This is a genomic window from Micromonospora sp. NPDC049903 (genome assembly GCF_044460945.1).
Taxonomy (GTDB): domain Bacteria; phylum Actinomycetota; class Actinomycetes; order Mycobacteriales; family Micromonosporaceae; genus Micromonospora.
Genome location: NZ_JBITKL010000003.1, coordinates 54,963 through 70,399 on the forward strand (window position 1 = coordinate 54,963; position 15,437 = coordinate 70,399).

The window sequence follows — 15,437 nt, forward strand, 5'->3', positions numbered from 1 at the left end:
CCCTTCCTTACACCAAGGGCGGGTGTGACAGACTCGCCGATCGAGCGGGCGGGAGGTCACGACAGCGATGCCAACGAGATTCCGGCGAACCGTCGTCACCGCTGTGCTGCTCGCGACCATGCCGGCCGCGCTGGTCGGGTGCGGCCTGCTGGGCGGGGAGGACGAGGCGGAGCAGCCCGGTCGGGCCCCCGCCGAGGAAGCCATGACCAAGGCGCGCGAGCGGGTGCAGGCGTACCTCGACGCGATGGCGGCCAAGGACGTGGCGGCCGGGCGCAGCCAGCTCTGCGCCGCGCTGCACGAGGCGTTCGACGGGGCCGCCACCGGCCCCAACGGTGACTTCGCCGACCACTTCGAGGTGCCCCGCTCCGAGATCGTCGACATCCGGCCCGGAGAGGCCGGACAGGAGGTCAGCGTCTCGGTCACGGTGACCGCCGGTCGCCGCGAGGCCACCCGCGCGCTGCTGTTCACGGTCACCCGGGACGGGCTCGACTGGTGCATCTCCGCCGAACGGCCGGGCGGGAACAGCCCCGCGCCGGTGGCGCCGGACGGCAGCGCCCCGGCGTCGACTCCGTGACCTGCGCGCTCGCCTGACGCGTCCATCTGCCGGAACCCGGCCCCTCGCCGGTCGCCCACCCGGCCGGTCGCCGTACGCTGGGATTCATGCGCCATGAGTGGCATCAGTTGAGCCATCCGTCGGTGGGCAGCCCGGTGTTGCAGACCAGCCGTCCGACCGTGAACTCCGCCGAGGACGAGGCCCTCGGCCTGGACCGCTGGCGGGAGCTGCCCCGGGCCCAGACCCCACCCTGGCCGGACCAGGCCCAGGTGGCGGAGGTCTGCAAGGTCCTGGACAGGGTCCCGTCGGTGGTCGCGCCGTACGAGGTCGACCAGCTCCGCCAGCGCCTCGCCCTGGTCTGCGAGGGCAAGGCGTTCCTGCTCCAGGGCGGTGACTGCGCGGAGACCTTCGCCGACAACACCGAGAGCCACCTGCTGGCCAACGCCCGCACGCTGCTGCAGATGGCGATCGTGCTCACCTACGGCGCCTCGCTGCCGGTGGTCAAGGTGGCTCGGGTGGCCGGGCAGTACACCAAGCCCCGGTCGCTGCCGACCGACGCCCGGGGGCTGCCGGCCTATCGCGGCGACATGATCAACTCGCTGGAGGCCACGCCGGAGGCGCGCGTCGCCGACCCGCAGCGCATGATCCGGGCGTACGCGAACTCGGCCGCCGCGATGAACATGCTCCGCGCGTACCTCGCCGGTGGGCTCGCCGACCTGCACGCCGTGCACGACTGGAACAAGGGCTTCGTGCGCAACTCCCCGGCCGGCGAGCGGTACGAGGCGATCGCCCGGGAGATCGACCGGGCGATGGCCTTCATCCGGGCCTGCGGGATGACCGACGACGAGGCGCTGCGTACGGTCACCCTCTACTGCTCCCACGAGGCCCTGGCGCTGGAGTACGACCGCGCGCTGACCCGGGTCTCCGACAACCGGCCGTACGGGCTGTCCGGGCACTTCCTGTGGATCGGCGAGCGGACCCGGCAGCTCGACGGGGCGCACATCGACTTCATCTCCCGCATCGCCAACCCGATCGGCGTCAAGCTCGGCCCGACCACCACCCCGGACGACGCCATCGAGCTGTGCGAGAAGCTCAACCCGGACAACATCCCCGGCCGGCTCACGCTGATCAGCCGGATGGGCAACCACAAGGTCCGGGACGCGCTGCCGCCGATCGTGGCGAAGGTGACCGCCGCCGGGGCCAAGGTGGTGTGGCAGTGCGACCCGATGCACGGCAACACCCACGAGTCGTCCAACGGCTACAAGACCCGGCACTTCGACCGGATCGTCGACGAGGTGCTGGGCTACTTCGAGGTGCACCGGGGGCTGGACACCCACCCGGGCGGCCTGCACGTCGAGCTGACCGGCGAGGACGTCACCGAGTGCCTGGGCGGCGCGCAGGGCATCGCCGACCTGGACCTGCCCGGCCGGTACGAGACCGCCTGCGACCCCCGCCTGAACACCCAGCAGTCGCTGGAGTTGGCGTTCCTCGTAGCGGAGATGCTCCGTGGCTGACGCGAGGAGTGAGCTTGCGAGCCCCGCAGTCGGCGGCCGAAGGGACAACAGTGGCTGATTTCATCGATCTGCGGTCGGACACGGTGACCCGGCCGACCGCCGGGATGCGGGAGGCGATGGCCACCGCCGAGGTCGGCGACGACGTCTACGGCGAGGACCCGACGGTCAACGCGCTGGAGGCCGAGGTCGCCGCGCTGTTCGGGCACGAGGCGGCGCTGTTCTGCCCGAGCGGGTCGATGGCCAACCAGATCGCCCTGCAACTGGTGGTGCCGCCCGGCGCGGAGTTGCTCTGCGACGCCGACGCGCACGTCATCACGTACGAGATGGGCGCGGCTGCCGCGTACGGCGGGATCACCTCGCGGACCTGGCCGGCGGTGGGCGCGCAGATCGACCCCGACGTGGTCGCCGGCATGGTCCGGCCGGACGGCTACTGGGCGGTGCCCACCCGGGCGATCGCCGTGGAGCAGACCCACAACCGGGGCGGCGGCGGGGTGATCCCGCTGGACACGCTCCGCGTGTTGCGGGAGGTGGCCGACTCCGCGCAGGCGGCGCTGCACTGCGACGGTGCCCGGATCTGGCACGCGCACGTGGCCGACGGGGTGCCGCTGGCCGGGTACGGTGCGCTCTTCGACACGCTGTCGGTCTGCCTGTCCAAGGGGCTGGGCGCACCGGTCGGCTCGTTGGTGATCGGCAGTGCCGAGCGGATCGACCGGGCCCGGTTGATCCGGAAGCGGATGGGGGGCGGGATGCGCCAGGCCGGCTTCCTGGCCGCCGCCGGACGGTACGCGCTGGCACACCACGTCGACCGGCTCGCCGAGGACCACGCGAAGGCGGCCCGGCTGGCCGAGGCGATCGCCCCGTTCGGGGTGCTGGCGAATGCCGCGCGGACGAACCTGGTCCCGTTGGACCTGACCAAGGCGTCCCTGGACGCGCCGGCGCTGGCCGCCGCAGCTCGTGCCGACGGTGTCCTGGTCTCGGTCCTCGGCCCGCGTACCGCCCGGCTGGTGACCCACCTGGACGTCACCGACGACGAGGTGGACCGGGCCGCCACCGTGCTCACCCGCATCCTGCGCCGCTGACCCACCGGCCGCCGCGTCCGCGCGCGTGGCGGCGGGCCGGCAGGCCAGCGGGTACGGCCGGCCGGACGCCGGAGACCCGGGGAGCCCGGCCCGGCTCGGTCAGACGGTCAGGCGGGGGCGAGGCGGCGCAGCGTGGCGATGTCGGCGGCGTGGCCTTCGTACCCCTCGGTGGGCGTCTCCACCAGGATCGGCACGCCCGCGGTGGCCGGGTGCCGCATCAGCTCGGCGAAGGCCGGTTCGCCGATCAGGCCCTTGCCGATGGTCTCGTGCCGGTCGCGGGTGGAACCGCACAGGTCCTTCGAGTCGTTCGCGTGCACCAGCCGCAGCCGGTCCGCGCCGACGGTGGCCACCAGGGTGTCCAGCGTCTCGGTCATTCCGCCCTCGGCGGCCAGGTCGTGCCCGGCGGCCCAGGCGTGGCAGGTGTCGAAGCAGACGCCGAGCCAGGGATGGCGGTCCACCGCGTCGAGGTAGGGCCCGAGATGCTCCACCCGGCTGGCCAGGGACCGGCCGCCACCGGCGCTCGGCTCCACCAGCAGCATCGGCCCGTCACTGGCGGCGGCCGAGTCGAGCAGCGGCAACAGCGACTCGCGTACCTGCCGCATGGCCGCTTCGGCGTGCCCGGCGTCGACCGCGCTGCCGGCGTGGAACACCACCGCCCGCGCGCCGATCGCGGCACCCCGGCGCAGCGCGTGGGCCAGGCTCTGCACCGAACGCTCGACCGTGGCCTCCGTCGGCGACCCCAGGTTGACCAGCAACGACGCGTGAATGTAGGCGCTCACGCCGCGTTCGGCGCAGCCGTCGCGGAACAGCGCGTCCTGCACCGGGTCACCGGCCGGCGTCGCCCAGCCCCGGGAGTTGCCGACGTAGACCTGGGCCACCTCGGACCCGGCCCCGTCGACGTACGGCAGTGCCGCTTTCGCCAGCCCTCCGGAGGTGGGCGTGTGCGAGCCGAGCGGCCGGTGGCCGTGCGAGCTGAGCGGCCGGTGGCCGGGGTGCGCGGCCGTCATCAGAAGCACCCGATGGTGATCTGGCTGCCGGGCGGCACCTGGGCGTTCTCGCTCGGGTTCTGGAAGCGGGCGACGGCGTTCGGGTTGAACTGCACGGAGACCTGGAAGCCCTGGCTCTCCAGCACCTGCTTGGCCTGCTGGCAGGGCAGGTCGACGACGCGGGGCACGGTCACCTGCGGCGGCCCCTCGCTGACCTCCAGCCGGACCTGGGCGCCCTTCTCCACTCCGCTGCCGTCGGCCGGGCTCTGCCCGAGCACCTCGTCGCGGGGCTTGTCGGACTCCTTGTAGGTCGGTTCGACCAGCACCAGGCCGAGCTGGCCGATGATCCCGCGCGCCTCGTTGAGGCTCTTGCCGACCAGGTTCGGCACGGTGATCGGGGCCCGTCCCTTGCTGAGGAAGACGGTGATCTCCTGCCCCGGCTTGACCTCCTCGCCCGCCTCCGGCTTGGTGGCCACCACCATGCCCTCGGGCAGACCGTCGTCGAACCGGGCCGGGCCCTTGACGATCTCGAGCTGTGCGTTGGCCAGATCCGCTTCGGCCAGGTCGAAGTCCTTGCCGACCACGTCCGGCATCGGGAACCGGTCCGGTCCCAGCGACAGGGTCAGGGTGATGGTGCCACCCTTGAGGACCCGGGCGGCGGAAGCCGGCTCCTGCGCCAGCACGCCGTCGCGTGGCACCTGATCGTCGTGCCGGGGCTCGGCGTAGCGGATCGTGAAGCCGCCCTGGGACGCCTGGGACTCCGCCTCGGCCTTGCTCATGCTCACCAGCTCCGGCGCGGTGGTGTACCGGCCGACCCCGAACCACCAGCCACCGAGCGCGGCGACCAGCCCGAGCACCACCACGACGGCGGCGATGGCCAGGCGCCCGCCGGAGTCCCCGCCGAACAGGCGGGCCCGCAGCGCGGCCAACTGGGCGGGCAGTCCGTCGCCGCCACTCGGGGCGGCCCGGCGTCGGCCCCGGGGCGGGGGACCGGCGCTGTCCTCGGGCAGCCGGGCCCAGGGCGGCCGCTCGGGCGGGCGAACCGTCGAGACCACCATCGTCGGCTGGGAGACCACCGGCGTGTCGGCGAGCGACGGCAGCATGGTGGTGTGACTGTTCGCGGTGCCGAGGCCGTCCCGGGCCACCTGCACCTCGGCCAGCAGGGCACCGGCGTCGGCGGGACGGGCCGCCGGGTCACGTCGGGTGGCCCGGGCCACCAGGTCGTCGAGCACCCTGGGCAGGCCGGGGACCAGCGAGGACGGTGCCGGGACGTCCCGGTCGACGTGCTGCCAGGCGATGTCGATCGGCCGGTCACCCTCGTACGGCACCCGGCCGGTGAGCATCTCGAACAGCATGATGCCCGCCGAGTAGACATCGGTGCGGGCATCCGCGCGGCCGTCGGTGACCAGCTCCGGCGCGACGTACGCCACGGTGGCCATCAGTTGGTTGCCGTTGTCGTGGTCGGTGCTGGCCTCGACCGCCCGGGCCAGCCCGAAGTCGGTGACCTTGACCACCCCGTCGACGAGGTTGGCCGGGCCGCCGCTGGGCGCCTCGGCGACCAGCACGTTCTCCGGCTTGATGTCGCGGTGCACCAACCCGGTCCGGTGGGCGGCGGCGATGGCCGCCAGTACCTGCTCGGTGATCGCCAGCGCCTCGTCCGGGTTGAGCCGGCGTCGCTCGGCCAGCACCTCGCGCAGCGTGCGACCGCGCACGTACTCCATCACGAGGTAGGGCATCCCGTCGTGGGTGCCCTGGTCGTAGACGGCCACCACGTTGGGGTGGGTGAGCCGGGCGATGGTCTTGGCCTCGTCGGTGAAGCGGTCGACGAAGCCGGCCAGCCCGGGGCGTCCCGGGGCACCGGCGGTGGCGTGAATGGTCTTCAGTGCGACGGTGCGTTCGAGCCGCTCGTCGGTGGCGGTGTACACGGTCGCCATGCCGCCACGAGCCACGCGACCGCGGATGCGGTAGCGCCCGTCGATCAGCGAGCCCAGCAACGTGTCGGCGACCTGTGTGTCCATCGGCAGGGAGTCTATGTGTCCGGGGGTGGTAGGTAGAATTTTTGTTTCCGGTGAAGGTGGAGAGGCAGAACAGGATGCTACCGCCGCAGCCGCCTCCGTGGGGCCACCCTGCGTACTCCGGGTTCCGCCGTCCCTGCTCAGCGCGCTGACGGGAGGTCGTTGACCCGGGGGGAGGGTGGCATGGCAGGGTGGTCCGGTGACCGACTCCGTACCCGCCGAGGGCACCGCGCCCGAGGCCGGCCCCGCCGACTGGCTGACCTTGCCGGACGTCGCCGAACGGCTCGACCTGACGATCAGCAAGGTCCACCAGCTGATCCGGGATCGTGAGCTGATCGCGGTACGCCGCGACGGCGTCCGGCGGATCCCCGCCGACCTGGTGGCCAACCGCACCGTGCTCAAGCACCTGCCCGGCGTGCTCAACCTGCTGGCCGACGCCGGCTACGACGACGAGGCCGCGCTGCGCTGGCTCTACGAGCCCGACGCCTCCCTGCCCGGTGGCACCCCCGCCGCCGCCCTGGCCGGCGACCAGGCCCGCGAGATCAAGCGTCGCGCGCAGGCCCTCGGCTTCTGACCCGACCGCCCCCGACCCGCCGCGACCGGGCCGCCGGCCCGGTCGCGGAGCGCACCGGTCAGTCGGCCCGGCGGGTGGCGGCGATGGCCAGGTCCACCAGGGCCTGCCGGGCCTCGGTGTCCAGGTCCACCGCGGTCAGCGCGGCGAGCGCCGCGTCGGTGAGCGTGACGATGCGCTGCTCGGTGCGGGCCAGCGCCCCGGTCGAGGTGATCAGCTCACGCAGCCGGGCCACGCCCTCGGCGTCCAGGTCGGCGTCGCCGAGCCCGGCGAGCAGCAGCGCGCGCCCGGCCTCGTCGGCGGCCTCCATCGCCGCCGCGACCAGGTACGTCCGCTTGCCCTCGCGCAGGTCGTCACCGGCCGGCTTACCGGTTTGCGCGGGGTCGCCGAAGACGCCCAGCACGTCGTCGCGCAACTGGAACGCCTCGCCCAGCGGCAGCCCGTACGCCGAGTAGGCGATGCGGACGTCGGCGGGCGCGTCGGCCAGCGCCGCGCCGAGCAGCAGCGGCCGCTCCACCGTGTACTTCGCCGACTTGTACCGGGCGACCTTGCCGGCCCGCTCCAGCGAGGTGTCGCCGGTCGCCTGGGTCACCACGTCCAGGTACTGCCCGACGGTGACCTCGGTGCGCATCTCGTCGAAGTCCGGCCGGGCACGCGCCACCGTCCGCGGGTCGAGCCCGGCGGAGTGCAGCAGCTCGTCGGACCAGACCAGGCAGAGGTCACCCAGCAGGATCGCCGCCGCGTCGCCGAACCCGTCGGGGTCGCCGCCCCAGCCGGCCGACCGGTGCCGGGTGGCGAACCGACGGTGCACCGCCGGCTCACCCCGTCGGGTGTCCGACCGGTCCATCAGGTCGTCGTGGATGAGGGCGCTGGCCTGGACGAACTCCAGCGCGGCCAGGGCGGTCACCACCGGATCGGTGTCCACCCCACCGGCGCCCCGGTACCCCCAGTAGGCGAAGGCGGGCCGCAGCCGCTTGCCGCCGCCGAGCACGAACGCCTCGATCGCCTCGGCCACCGGCACCAGCGCGTCGTCGACGCCGGTCATCCAGGTTCGGCGGGCGGCGAGGAAGTCGGCCAGTGCCTTGTCGACGCGTTGGCGCAGGCCGGCACGGTCGACGGGGGAGACAGGAGCAGCGTGGGTCACGTCCCGACGCTAATGGGTCGGGGCCGGACACGGCGACCCACCCACCGTCCGGCGCGCCGTGGCTGGGTCACCCCGCCTTCCGGCGGGCGCCGGCCACGTCCCCACCCCTGGGAAGGTGCTGGGGGTACGCGGGACCGGCCGCTAGAGTCGGTGCGTGGCGCTCGGACTTCCCTCGATCCTCCCGAACTCGCAACCGGCGATCGGGGAGTTGGTCCGCGACTGCCAGCCGACTTTCTCCTTCGAGTTCATGCCGCCCAAGACCGAGCAGGGTGAGCGGCAGCTCTGGCAGGCGATCCGCGAGTTGGAGCCGTTGCGCCCCTCGTTCGTCTCGATCACCTACGGTGCCGGCGGTACGACCCGGGACACCACGGTCGCGGTCACCGAACGGGTGGCCACCGAGACCACCCTGCTGCCGATGGCCCACCTGACCGCGGTCAACCACTCGGTGGCCGAGCTGCGGCACGTGATCGGTCGGCTGGCCAGTGTCGGGGTGCGCAACGTGCTGGCGGTGCGGGGCGACCCGCCCGGCGACCCCAACGGCGAGTGGGTGCCGCACCCGGACGGAGTGAACTACGCCGAGGACCTGGTCCGGTTGGTCCGCCGCTCCGGCGACTTCAGTGTCGGCGTCGCCGCCTTCCCGTACCGTCACCCGCGCTCGCCGGATGTCGACACCGACACCGACTACTTCGTCCGCAAGTGCCGGGCCGGCGCCGAGTTCGCGATCACCCAGATGTTCTTCGACGCCGACGAGTACCTGCGCCTGCGTGACCGGGTGGCCGCCGCCGGGTGCGACACGCCGATCCTGGCCGGCGTGATGCCGGTGACCAAGATCGGCACGATCGAACGCTCCGAGCAGCTTTCCGGGGCACCGTTCCCGCCGGCCCTGGCCGCGCGGTTCGAGCGGGTAGCCGACGATCCGGAGGCGGTCCGCCGTCTCGGTATCGAGCAGACCAGCGAGATGTGCCGGCGACTGCTCGACGAGGGCGTTCCCGGCATCCACTTCATCACCTTCAACCGTTCCACCGCGACCCGTGAGATCTGGCAGAACCTGCGGGTGGGCGCCGCGACGTGACGCGGCGGGCGCGACACCTCAGCGCCGTCGGGTCGGTTGAACCGTGGTGGGCAGACAGCTGAACTGGAACGAGTACGCCACGGCGTGGGCCCGGCTGCACGGCGGGTTCGACCCCCGGGCGGCCACCCCCGTGGTACGCGGCTGGCTCCGTTTCGCCTACCACGTCGGTTTCCTGCTGTGCCGGCTCCGGGTCGGCCCGACCGCGGTCACCGTCTTCGGCGTGCTGCTCTGCCTCTGCGTACCGCTGGTCGCCGGGCGGCCGGGCGACGGGCCGTTCCTGGCCGCGCTGTTCGTGCTGCTCGCCTCGGTGGCGGACAGCGTCGACGGCGCGGTGGCGGTGGCCACCGGCCGCACGACCCGGCTCGGCTACGTCTACGACTCGCTGGCCGACCGGATCGGCGAGGCCGCCTGGCTGGTGGCGTTCTGGCTGGTCGGCGCGCCGGGTGGGCTGGTCGCCGCGGCGGGCGCGCTGTCCTGGCTGCACGAGTACGTCCGGGCCCGGGCGGTCGCCGCCGGGATGCGCGACATCGGCGCGGTGACGGTGGGGGAGCGGCCCACCCGGGTCTGCGTGGCCGTCGCCGGGTTGTTGCTGGCCGGTCTGACCGGGCTGATCGAGCTGGACCTGGCGGCCGGCACGATCACCATGGCGACAGCGGTGTGGGTGCTGCTGGCCGCCTTCGGCCTGGGCCAACTGCTCTCCGCCGTCCGCCGGGCCCTGATCGACGCCGACTGACCCGCCGCCGGTGCCTCGGTGCCACCCCACCCCCTACCAGGCGGGCCCGATCTCGTCGGCGACGATCTGCGCGGACAGGGTCACCATCGGCAGGCCACCGCCCGGGTGGCTGGAGCCGCCGACCAGCCACAGTCCGTGCGCCGCTCCCCGGTTCGCGGGGCGGAGCAGACCACCGGCCGTACCGTAGATGGCTCCACCCGGCGCGCTGGTGGAGTCGGCCAGGTCGGCCGGGGTACGGATCTCACGGAACACCAACCGGTCCCGGACGTCCATGCCCCGCTCGGCCAGCACGTCCAGGATCCGGTCCGCGTACGCCGCCGCCAGCCCCGGCCGCCGCCAGTCCACCGCACCGGGCGCGGTGCCGTGGCGGGCGGCGTTGACCAGCACGAACCACGACTCGTGTCCGGCCGGGCGGACCGCCGGGTCGTCCGCCACCGTGACGAAGACCGTCGGGTCGGTGGCCGGACGGGCGCGTACGCCCCGCCCCGGGGCACCGAAGATCGCGTCGAACTCGGCGTCGTAGTCGTGCGGGAAGAAGACGGTGTGGTGGGCCAGCCCGGAGTCGCCGCGTACGCCGAGCAGCAGCACGAAACCGGCCAGGCTGCGGTCGGTGAGCCCGGCCAGCCGGCGCGGGTCGGGCAGCAGGTCCCGATAGACGGTGAGCGCGTCGACGTTGGCCACCACCACGTCGGCCGGCACCGGGGCGGTCTGCCCGTCGACGCGTACGCCGTGCACCCGCCCGCCCGCCGCGTCGATCCGGGTGACCGTGGCGCCGGTGCGGACGACCACGCCGAGGTCCAGGCAGCGCGACAGCAGCGCGTCGGCGAGGCTGCCCAGCCCGCCGCGCAGATACCAGCCGCCGAACGCCAACTCCGCGTAGGGGACCGCGACCAGCGCGGCGGGCGCGCGGCGCGGATCGGCGCCGGTGTAGGTGGCGTACCGGTCCAGCAGCATCCGCAGCCGGGGGTCGGACAGGTGGGCGCGACCCAGCCCGCGCAGGCTCTGTCCGGGCCGGATGGCGGCCAGGTCGCCGAGCCGCCAGGCCAGCCGGGTCAGGTCCCGGGGCGAGTCGACGCGGCGGCGCAGGATGTCGTGCTCGGAGGCCCGCCACACCCGGCCGGCGCGCCGCCACAGCCGCTGCCAGTCGGCCGCCGCCCGGTCGCCGAGGGTGGCGGCGATGCGGGCGGCGAACTCCGTCGGGTCGGCGCAGGAGTCGAGCACCGGCCCACCGTCGGGGAAGACGTGCCGCACGATCGGGTCCAGTTCGACCAGGTCGACGTACTCGTCGAGCTTGGCCCCGGTCGCCTCGAACAGCTCGTGGAAGATCCCGGGCAGGGTGAGCAGGCTGGGACCGGTGTCGAAGTGGAACGGCCCGGAGGCGGTGTCGTGCGTGTACCGCCCGAGTTTGCCGCCGACCGTGTCGGCCCGTTCGAGGACGGTCACCTGGTGACCGGTGACGGCCAGCCGGGCGGCGACCGCCAGTCCACCCACTCCGGCGCCGACGACCACGATCCGCGCCATGCGATGTCCTCCCAGAGTGGGCCTACCAGGGCCTAGCCGACCGGTCGGCCGCGCCAGGACAGGCGCCGCCGCTTGCGCAGATGGTACGACCGTAGGGTCAACCAACCGAGGACCGCGACCGACACGGGGTGGCCCAGCGCGTCGGGCCAGGCCCGGCCGCCGGTGGCGCGTGCGCTGACCACCCGCCCGACCACCCCCAGCAGGTACGCCGACAGCGCGAGCCCGGCCACCACCGGCGCACCGGCCAGCAGCGCGCCGACGGCGACCAGCGGCGGCGCGGTGTAGAGCAGGAGCAGCAGGGACATCACCACGGCGGCGGCGAGCGGATGCCCGAACGTGGCCCACAGCGACTTGGTGTAGCCGTCGCGCAGTTGCGGCCAGTCGTCGTACATCCGGCAGGCGGCCAGCCGGGAACCGTCGGCGAGGGCGATCCGGCCGCCGGACCGCTTCACCGCCCGGGCCAGCTCGATGTCCTCCAGCACCCGGTCGGCAACCGCCGCGTGCCCACCGGCCCGCAGGTAACCGGCGCGGTCCACGACCAGGAACTGACCGCCCGCCGCGGCCAGCGACGGCCGGGACGAACGCTCCATCGCGCGCAGCGGCAGGAAGGTCAACCACAACCACTGCAACAGCGGCTGCACCAGCCGGTCCGCCGCCGTCCGCGCCACGATCCGTGGGTACGGCGACAGCAGCGCCGCCCCGGCGGCCCGCAGCTCGGTCACCGCCGCCGCCACCGCGTACCGGTCGAGCACCACGTCGGCGTCCACGAAGACCAGCGCGGTCGCCGACGGGTCGGCGCGGTCGGCCAGTTGCCAGCAGGCGTGCGGCTTGCCCAGCCAGCCTGGCGGCGGCGCGATCCCGGTGACCAGGGTGACCCGGGGGTCGTCGCCGACCACCGCGCGGACCACGTCGGCGGTGCCGTCGGTGGACCCGTCGTCGAGCACCACGACCCGCAGCCCGGGTACGCCCCGCTGGGCGAGCAGGGACCGCAGGCACGGGGTCACCCGGGCGGCCTCGTCGCGCAGCGGCAGCAGCACCGTCACCGCTTCGGTGACCTCGACCGGCCCCGACGCGGGACGGCGCAACCAGCGGCCGGCGTTGACCAGGGTGTGCCCGGTCAGCACGACGAGCACGCCGAACACGGCGAGCGACAGAGCCTCACTCACGCCGGCGCTTCGCTCATGCCGGGACGTCGGCCCGGAGCCGGGGTTCGCTGTCGGTGTGCCCTGTGCGACGCTGCCGCAGCAGGCTGATCGCCAGCGGCACCGCGACGACCGACATGCCGGCCGCACCCCACAGCGCCGAGGCGGGCAGGTCCAGGAAGACCGCGTGGGCCAGCACGCTGGAGCCGTACGTCCACAGGTAGAGCGCGTACAACGGATGGTCGGTGTGGTCGGTGGTGTCCACGGCCGGTCCGGCGAGCGGACGCAGCGCGGTCATCATGAGCACCGCGAACAGCAGCCAGCCGAGGTAGTTGCTGATCGGGATGCCGGGCAGGCCGGGCAGCGCCGGGGTCGGGTCCCGCCACACCCAGTGCCCCTCGGCCACCATCTGCGGGTCGAGGAAGAGGTCCCAGGTGGCCAGGCCTACGGTGGCCAGCGCGATCCGGGTCGGCCACCGCCAGCGGCCCGCCGCCACCGCGATCCGCGCGGTGAGCCGGGTCGCCACCAGCCACGCCGGCCAGGCCATCCAGGTCCAGGCCAGCGGGATGATCAGCGGTACGCCGGCCAGCTTCGGGCCGAGCTGTCCCGAGTAGTCGTAGCTGCCGAACGGGAAGCCGGTGGCGACGCCGAGTGCCTCGATGGCGAACCCGCCCCCGGTCGCGGTGGCGATCAGCGCCGCGGCCGTACGCGGCCCCCGGGACAACAACGCGTGGCCGACCGAGAGCAGGTAGCCCAGCACGACGGTGGCCACGGTCAGTCGGGCCCGGGTCGTCCCGTCGGTCAACGGATAGCCGATCTGGGCCAGCACCAGCAGGGCGAGCATCGCCCAGGCGTAGACCCGGGCACGGCGGGCGGACGGCGTCATGGCTGTCCGGGACGGGCCGGTGGCGTCGGCCCCGGCAGGGGCAGGTCCCGACCGAGTACGCCGAACGGGCGCTCGTCGCCGGGGAACCGGAAGTCGCGCAGCACGTCGACGAAGCCGAACCGGCGGTACAGCCGCCAGGCGCGCGAGGTGCTCTCGTCGGCCTCCGGGGTGGAGAGCAGCGTGGTGGCGCCCTCGGCCATGGTGAGCAGGGCACGCAGTTGACCGGCGCCCAGGCCGTGCCCCTGCGCCGGTGGCCGGACGTGCAGCTCGACCACCTCGAAGCAGTCGGTCAGCCAGCGTTTGCGGTCGCCCTGCTCCAGCGCCCGCCAGACCTGGTCGTGCCACCACTGGCCGGGCCCGCCGACGTAGCCGTAGCCGAAGCCGGCCAGGTGCCCCTCGCTGGTCAGGCTGGCCACGGCGCGGAAACCGGGCCGGCGTACGTGGGTGGCGATGTAGCCACGGCGAGCCTCCAACAGGTCGGCGCGGTATCCCATCGCCTCGCCGTAGACGGCGACCACGTCGTCCAGCCGCCGGAGGAGATCGTCCGGCGTCCACCGCACCAACCTCATGCCCGCTCACCCTTCGCCGGGTCGTCCGCGTCGCCGACCCACCCCAGTACCGTCCGGTCACCGACCACGTCACGTACCTCGAATCGCGCGAAGAGTTCCTCCGCGTACCACCGCTCGGTCGGGGTGCGGGTGATCGCGGCCCGGTGCTCCGGGTGACGGTACGCGAACGCCACCAGATCCGCCGGATCCCGCCACACGCTCACCGTGCCCTGCCAGCCCAGGGGCGCCTCGCCGACGCCGAAACGGGCCAGCAGGCCGGGCGCGGCGTGCAGGGCGGTGGCCACCGGTGGGACGGCCCGCCAGAAGGTGAGCGCCCGCGCCGGCCGCAGCCGGGCCCGGGTCAGCGCCAGCACCGGCCCGTGGACCGGCCCACCGGCGGGCTCGCCGAACGGTCGCCGACCGGACCACTCGCCCCGGCTGGTCAGTGGGCGCAGGTCGACGCGTACCCCGGACCGGGCGATGCCGGACCAGGCCCGCTCCACCCGCGAGCCGGTGAACCCGGCCGCTGCGGCGGGGGAGTCCCACACCGTCAGCGCCGCCCAGCGGGTGAGGTCGGCGTCGCCCGGCCCGAAGCCGGTGCCGGTCCCGGTGCCGAGCAGCTTGCCGAACCGTACGCCGGGCAGGGCGCGCAGCCGGCGCGGGTCGAGCGCCATCCGGCCCAACGCCCGGCCCAGGGCGGCCCGGGGAATCCGCCACACGTGCAGGGTGACCAGTTCGGGGACGGTCTCGGTGGTATTCACGCCACGTCGGTCGGGGTCCCGTAGGTGACCCGCAGCAGTTCGGCGTACGTGGTGGGGAAGACCGCCTGCGGCACGCCACCGGCGGCCCAGACCTCGTCGTACTTCTCCAGCGCGGTGTCGACGAGCGTACGCAGCGGGCGCGGGTGACCGACCGGGGCGACCCCGCCGATCACCTGGCCGGTGTGCTCCCTGACGAACTGCGGGGTGGCCCGGCGCAGCCGGGTGACCCCGAGCCGGGCGGCCAGGACGTCGGTGTCCACCCGGTGTGCGCCGGAGGTGAGCACCAGCAGCGGTTCACCGTCGGCGTCGAAGACGAGCGAGTTGGCGATCGCGCCCACGTCGACCCCGAGCGCCTCGGCGGCGGCCGCCGCGGTGTGCACCGCGTCGGGCAGCAGCCGGACCAGGGCCCGCTTGCCGGAGCCGTTGCGGGTGTACGGGCCGTCGAGCGCGTCCTGCACCGCCTGGACGTTCGGGTGTGACTGCATCCCGCCATTCTTCCCGGTACGCCGACGGCCGGAGCACCCGGCCACAGCATGCGGAACCGGTCGCCCTGACCAGGCGGGTGACGTGGCTGGCCCGGCGCGTCACACGTTGCGTTTTCGTCAGGGGGAGGGTGTACTGTCAGCAGCAGTTAGAACGAGTGTTCGATTGCTGGCGTCGCCGGCTAAATCGAACGTTCGTTCCAACCCCTCGGGGGCGGGTGTTTCGCGGCACCGGCTCCCGACAGGTGCGGTGCCGCGGATCGCACCTGGGCTCCGGGCAGTCGCGAGTCCGGACCCGTCAGGCAGGCCGTGGGGGGGGGCGCCCCCCCCCCCCCCGCGGGGGGGGGGCGCCCCCCCCCCCCCCCGGCCCCGGGGGGGGGGGGGGGGGGCCGCGCCCCGCCGGCCCGCGCCGCGCGGGGGGGGGGGCGGC

At 74.1% G+C, this 15,437-nt stretch carries 15 protein-coding genes; 6 read left to right on the forward strand and 9 right to left on the reverse strand.

What is annotated here, in order from left to right; genetic code table 11:
• Positions 1 to 67: 67 nt before the first annotated feature.
• The 3 genes from ACIBO1_RS08040 to ACIBO1_RS08050 all read left to right on the forward strand — a co-directional run bounded on the left by ACIBO1_RS08040 (position 68) and on the right by ACIBO1_RS08050 (position 3,146).
• Entirely contained in the window at positions 68 to 574 is a 507-nt protein-coding gene (locus ACIBO1_RS08040) for a hypothetical protein (protein ID WP_396742565.1), read from the forward strand.
• A gap of 86 nt (positions 575 to 660) precedes the next feature.
• Entirely contained in the window at positions 661 to 2,067 is a 1,407-nt protein-coding gene (locus tag ACIBO1_RS08045; protein WP_396742567.1) for a class II 3-deoxy-7-phosphoheptulonate synthase, read from the forward strand.
• Positions 2,068 to 2,117: 50 nt separating this feature from the next.
• The gene (locus tag ACIBO1_RS08050) at positions 2,118 to 3,146 is read left to right on the forward strand and encodes a threonine aldolase family protein (RefSeq protein ID WP_396742569.1); all 1,029 of its coding nucleotides are present in this window, start codon (positions 2,118 to 2,120) and stop codon (positions 3,144 to 3,146) included.
• Positions 3,147 to 3,253: 107 nt separating this feature from the next.
• Here ACIBO1_RS08050 and ACIBO1_RS08055 read toward each other — a convergent pair whose 3' ends face one another.
• Positions 3,254 to 4,153 (reverse strand): deoxyribonuclease IV, encoded by a 900-nt coding sequence (locus tag ACIBO1_RS08055; RefSeq protein ID WP_396742571.1) that lies wholly within the window; start codon positions 4,151 to 4,153, stop codon positions 3,254 to 3,256.
• Positions 4,153 to 6,150 carry a Stk1 family PASTA domain-containing Ser/Thr kinase gene (gene pknB, locus ACIBO1_RS08060; protein ID WP_396742573.1) on the reverse strand — a complete coding sequence of 666 codons (1,998 nt, stop codon included), beginning with the start codon at positions 6,148 to 6,150 and terminating at the stop codon, positions 4,153 to 4,155. Before pknB ends, ACIBO1_RS08055 begins: the two co-directional genes overlap by 1 nt.
• 196 nt (positions 6,151 to 6,346) lie before the next feature.
• On the opposite strand from pknB, the gene ACIBO1_RS08065 reads away from it, so the two are divergent.
• Positions 6,347 to 6,721: an Rv2175c family DNA-binding protein gene (locus tag ACIBO1_RS08065; RefSeq protein WP_396742575.1), complete on the forward strand. Its 375-nt coding sequence runs from the start codon at positions 6,347 to 6,349 to the stop codon at positions 6,719 to 6,721.
• A 58-nt stretch (positions 6,722 to 6,779) separates the two neighbouring features.
• Here the strand turns inward: ACIBO1_RS08065 and ACIBO1_RS08070 are convergent, their stop codons facing one another.
• Positions 6,780 to 7,862 carry a polyprenyl synthetase family protein gene (locus tag ACIBO1_RS08070; RefSeq protein WP_396742577.1) on the reverse strand — a complete coding sequence of 361 codons (1,083 nt, stop codon included), beginning with the start codon at positions 7,860 to 7,862 and terminating at the stop codon, positions 6,780 to 6,782.
• Positions 7,863 to 8,016: 154 nt separating this feature from the next.
• Between ACIBO1_RS08070 and metF the strand changes: the two genes are divergently transcribed.
• Positions 8,017 to 8,934 (forward strand): methylenetetrahydrofolate reductase [NAD(P)H], encoded by a 918-nt coding sequence (gene metF / locus ACIBO1_RS08075; RefSeq protein ID WP_350696323.1) that lies wholly within the window; start codon positions 8,017 to 8,019, stop codon positions 8,932 to 8,934.
• A gap of 43 nt (positions 8,935 to 8,977) precedes the next feature.
• Complete coding sequence (locus ACIBO1_RS08080; protein ID WP_396742580.1) at positions 8,978 to 9,667, forward strand: CDP-alcohol phosphatidyltransferase family protein; 690 nt, start codon at positions 8,978 to 8,980, stop codon at positions 9,665 to 9,667.
• 33 nt (positions 9,668 to 9,700) lie between these two features.
• Here the strand turns inward: ACIBO1_RS08080 and ACIBO1_RS08085 are convergent, their stop codons facing one another.
• The 6 genes from ACIBO1_RS08085 to ACIBO1_RS08110 are packed head-to-tail and all read right to left on the reverse strand — an operon-like array spanning position 9,701 to position 15,010.
• Complete coding sequence (locus ACIBO1_RS08085) at positions 9,701 to 11,188, reverse strand: phytoene desaturase family protein (RefSeq protein WP_396742582.1); 1,488 nt, start codon at positions 11,186 to 11,188, stop codon at positions 9,701 to 9,703.
• Positions 11,189 to 11,220: 32 nt separating this feature from the next.
• Complete coding sequence (locus ACIBO1_RS08090) at positions 11,221 to 12,342, reverse strand: glycosyltransferase (protein ID WP_396743265.1); 1,122 nt, start codon at positions 12,340 to 12,342, stop codon at positions 11,221 to 11,223.
• A 25-nt stretch (positions 12,343 to 12,367) separates the two neighbouring features.
• Complete coding sequence (locus ACIBO1_RS08095; protein ID WP_396742584.1) at positions 12,368 to 13,216, reverse strand: carotenoid biosynthesis protein; 849 nt, start codon at positions 13,214 to 13,216, stop codon at positions 12,368 to 12,370.
• Positions 13,213 to 13,785, reverse strand: a complete 573-nt coding sequence (locus tag ACIBO1_RS08100; RefSeq protein WP_350696330.1) for a GNAT family N-acetyltransferase — start codon at positions 13,783 to 13,785, stop codon at positions 13,213 to 13,215. The genes ACIBO1_RS08095 and ACIBO1_RS08100 overlap by 4 nt, the downstream gene beginning before the upstream one ends.
• On the reverse strand, positions 13,782 to 14,525 hold the full coding sequence (locus ACIBO1_RS08105) for a monooxygenase (RefSeq protein ID WP_396742586.1): 744 nt from the start codon (positions 14,523 to 14,525) through the stop codon (positions 13,782 to 13,784). The genes ACIBO1_RS08100 and ACIBO1_RS08105 overlap by 4 nt, the downstream gene beginning before the upstream one ends.
• Positions 14,522 to 15,010 carry a YbaK/EbsC family protein gene (locus ACIBO1_RS08110; protein ID WP_396742588.1) on the reverse strand — a complete coding sequence of 163 codons (489 nt, stop codon included), beginning with the start codon at positions 15,008 to 15,010 and terminating at the stop codon, positions 14,522 to 14,524. The genes ACIBO1_RS08105 and ACIBO1_RS08110 overlap by 4 nt, the downstream gene beginning before the upstream one ends.
• Positions 15,011 to 15,437: the final 427 nt, after the last annotated feature.

Excerpts from the sequence above, each read along its gene's own strand:
- ACIBO1_RS08100 (WP_350696330.1), bottom strand. The coding sequence starts at position 13,785 with ATGAGGTTGGTGCGGTGGACGCCGGACGATCTCCTCCGGCGGCTGGAC.
- ACIBO1_RS08095 (WP_396742584.1), bottom strand. The coding sequence starts at position 13,216 with ATGACGCCGTCCGCCCGCCGTGCCCGGGTCTACGCCTGGGCGATGCTC.
- ACIBO1_RS08045 (WP_396742567.1), top strand. The coding sequence starts at position 661 with ATGCGCCATGAGTGGCATCAGTTGAGCCATCCGTCGGTGGGCAGCCCG.
- ACIBO1_RS08040 (WP_396742565.1), top strand. The coding sequence starts at position 68 with ATGCCAACGAGATTCCGGCGAACCGTCGTCACCGCTGTGCTGCTCGCG.
- ACIBO1_RS08085 (WP_396742582.1), bottom strand. The coding sequence starts at position 11,188 with ATGGCGCGGATCGTGGTCGTCGGCGCCGGAGTGGGTGGACTGGCGGTC.
- ACIBO1_RS08055 (WP_396742571.1), bottom strand. The coding sequence starts at position 4,153 with ATGACGGCCGCGCACCCCGGCCACCGGCCGCTCAGCTCGCACGGCCAC.
- pknB (WP_396742573.1), bottom strand. The coding sequence starts at position 6,150 with ATGGACACACAGGTCGCCGACACGTTGCTGGGCTCGCTGATCGACGGG.
- ACIBO1_RS08110 (WP_396742588.1), bottom strand. The coding sequence starts at position 15,010 with ATGCAGTCACACCCGAACGTCCAGGCGGTGCAGGACGCGCTCGACGGC.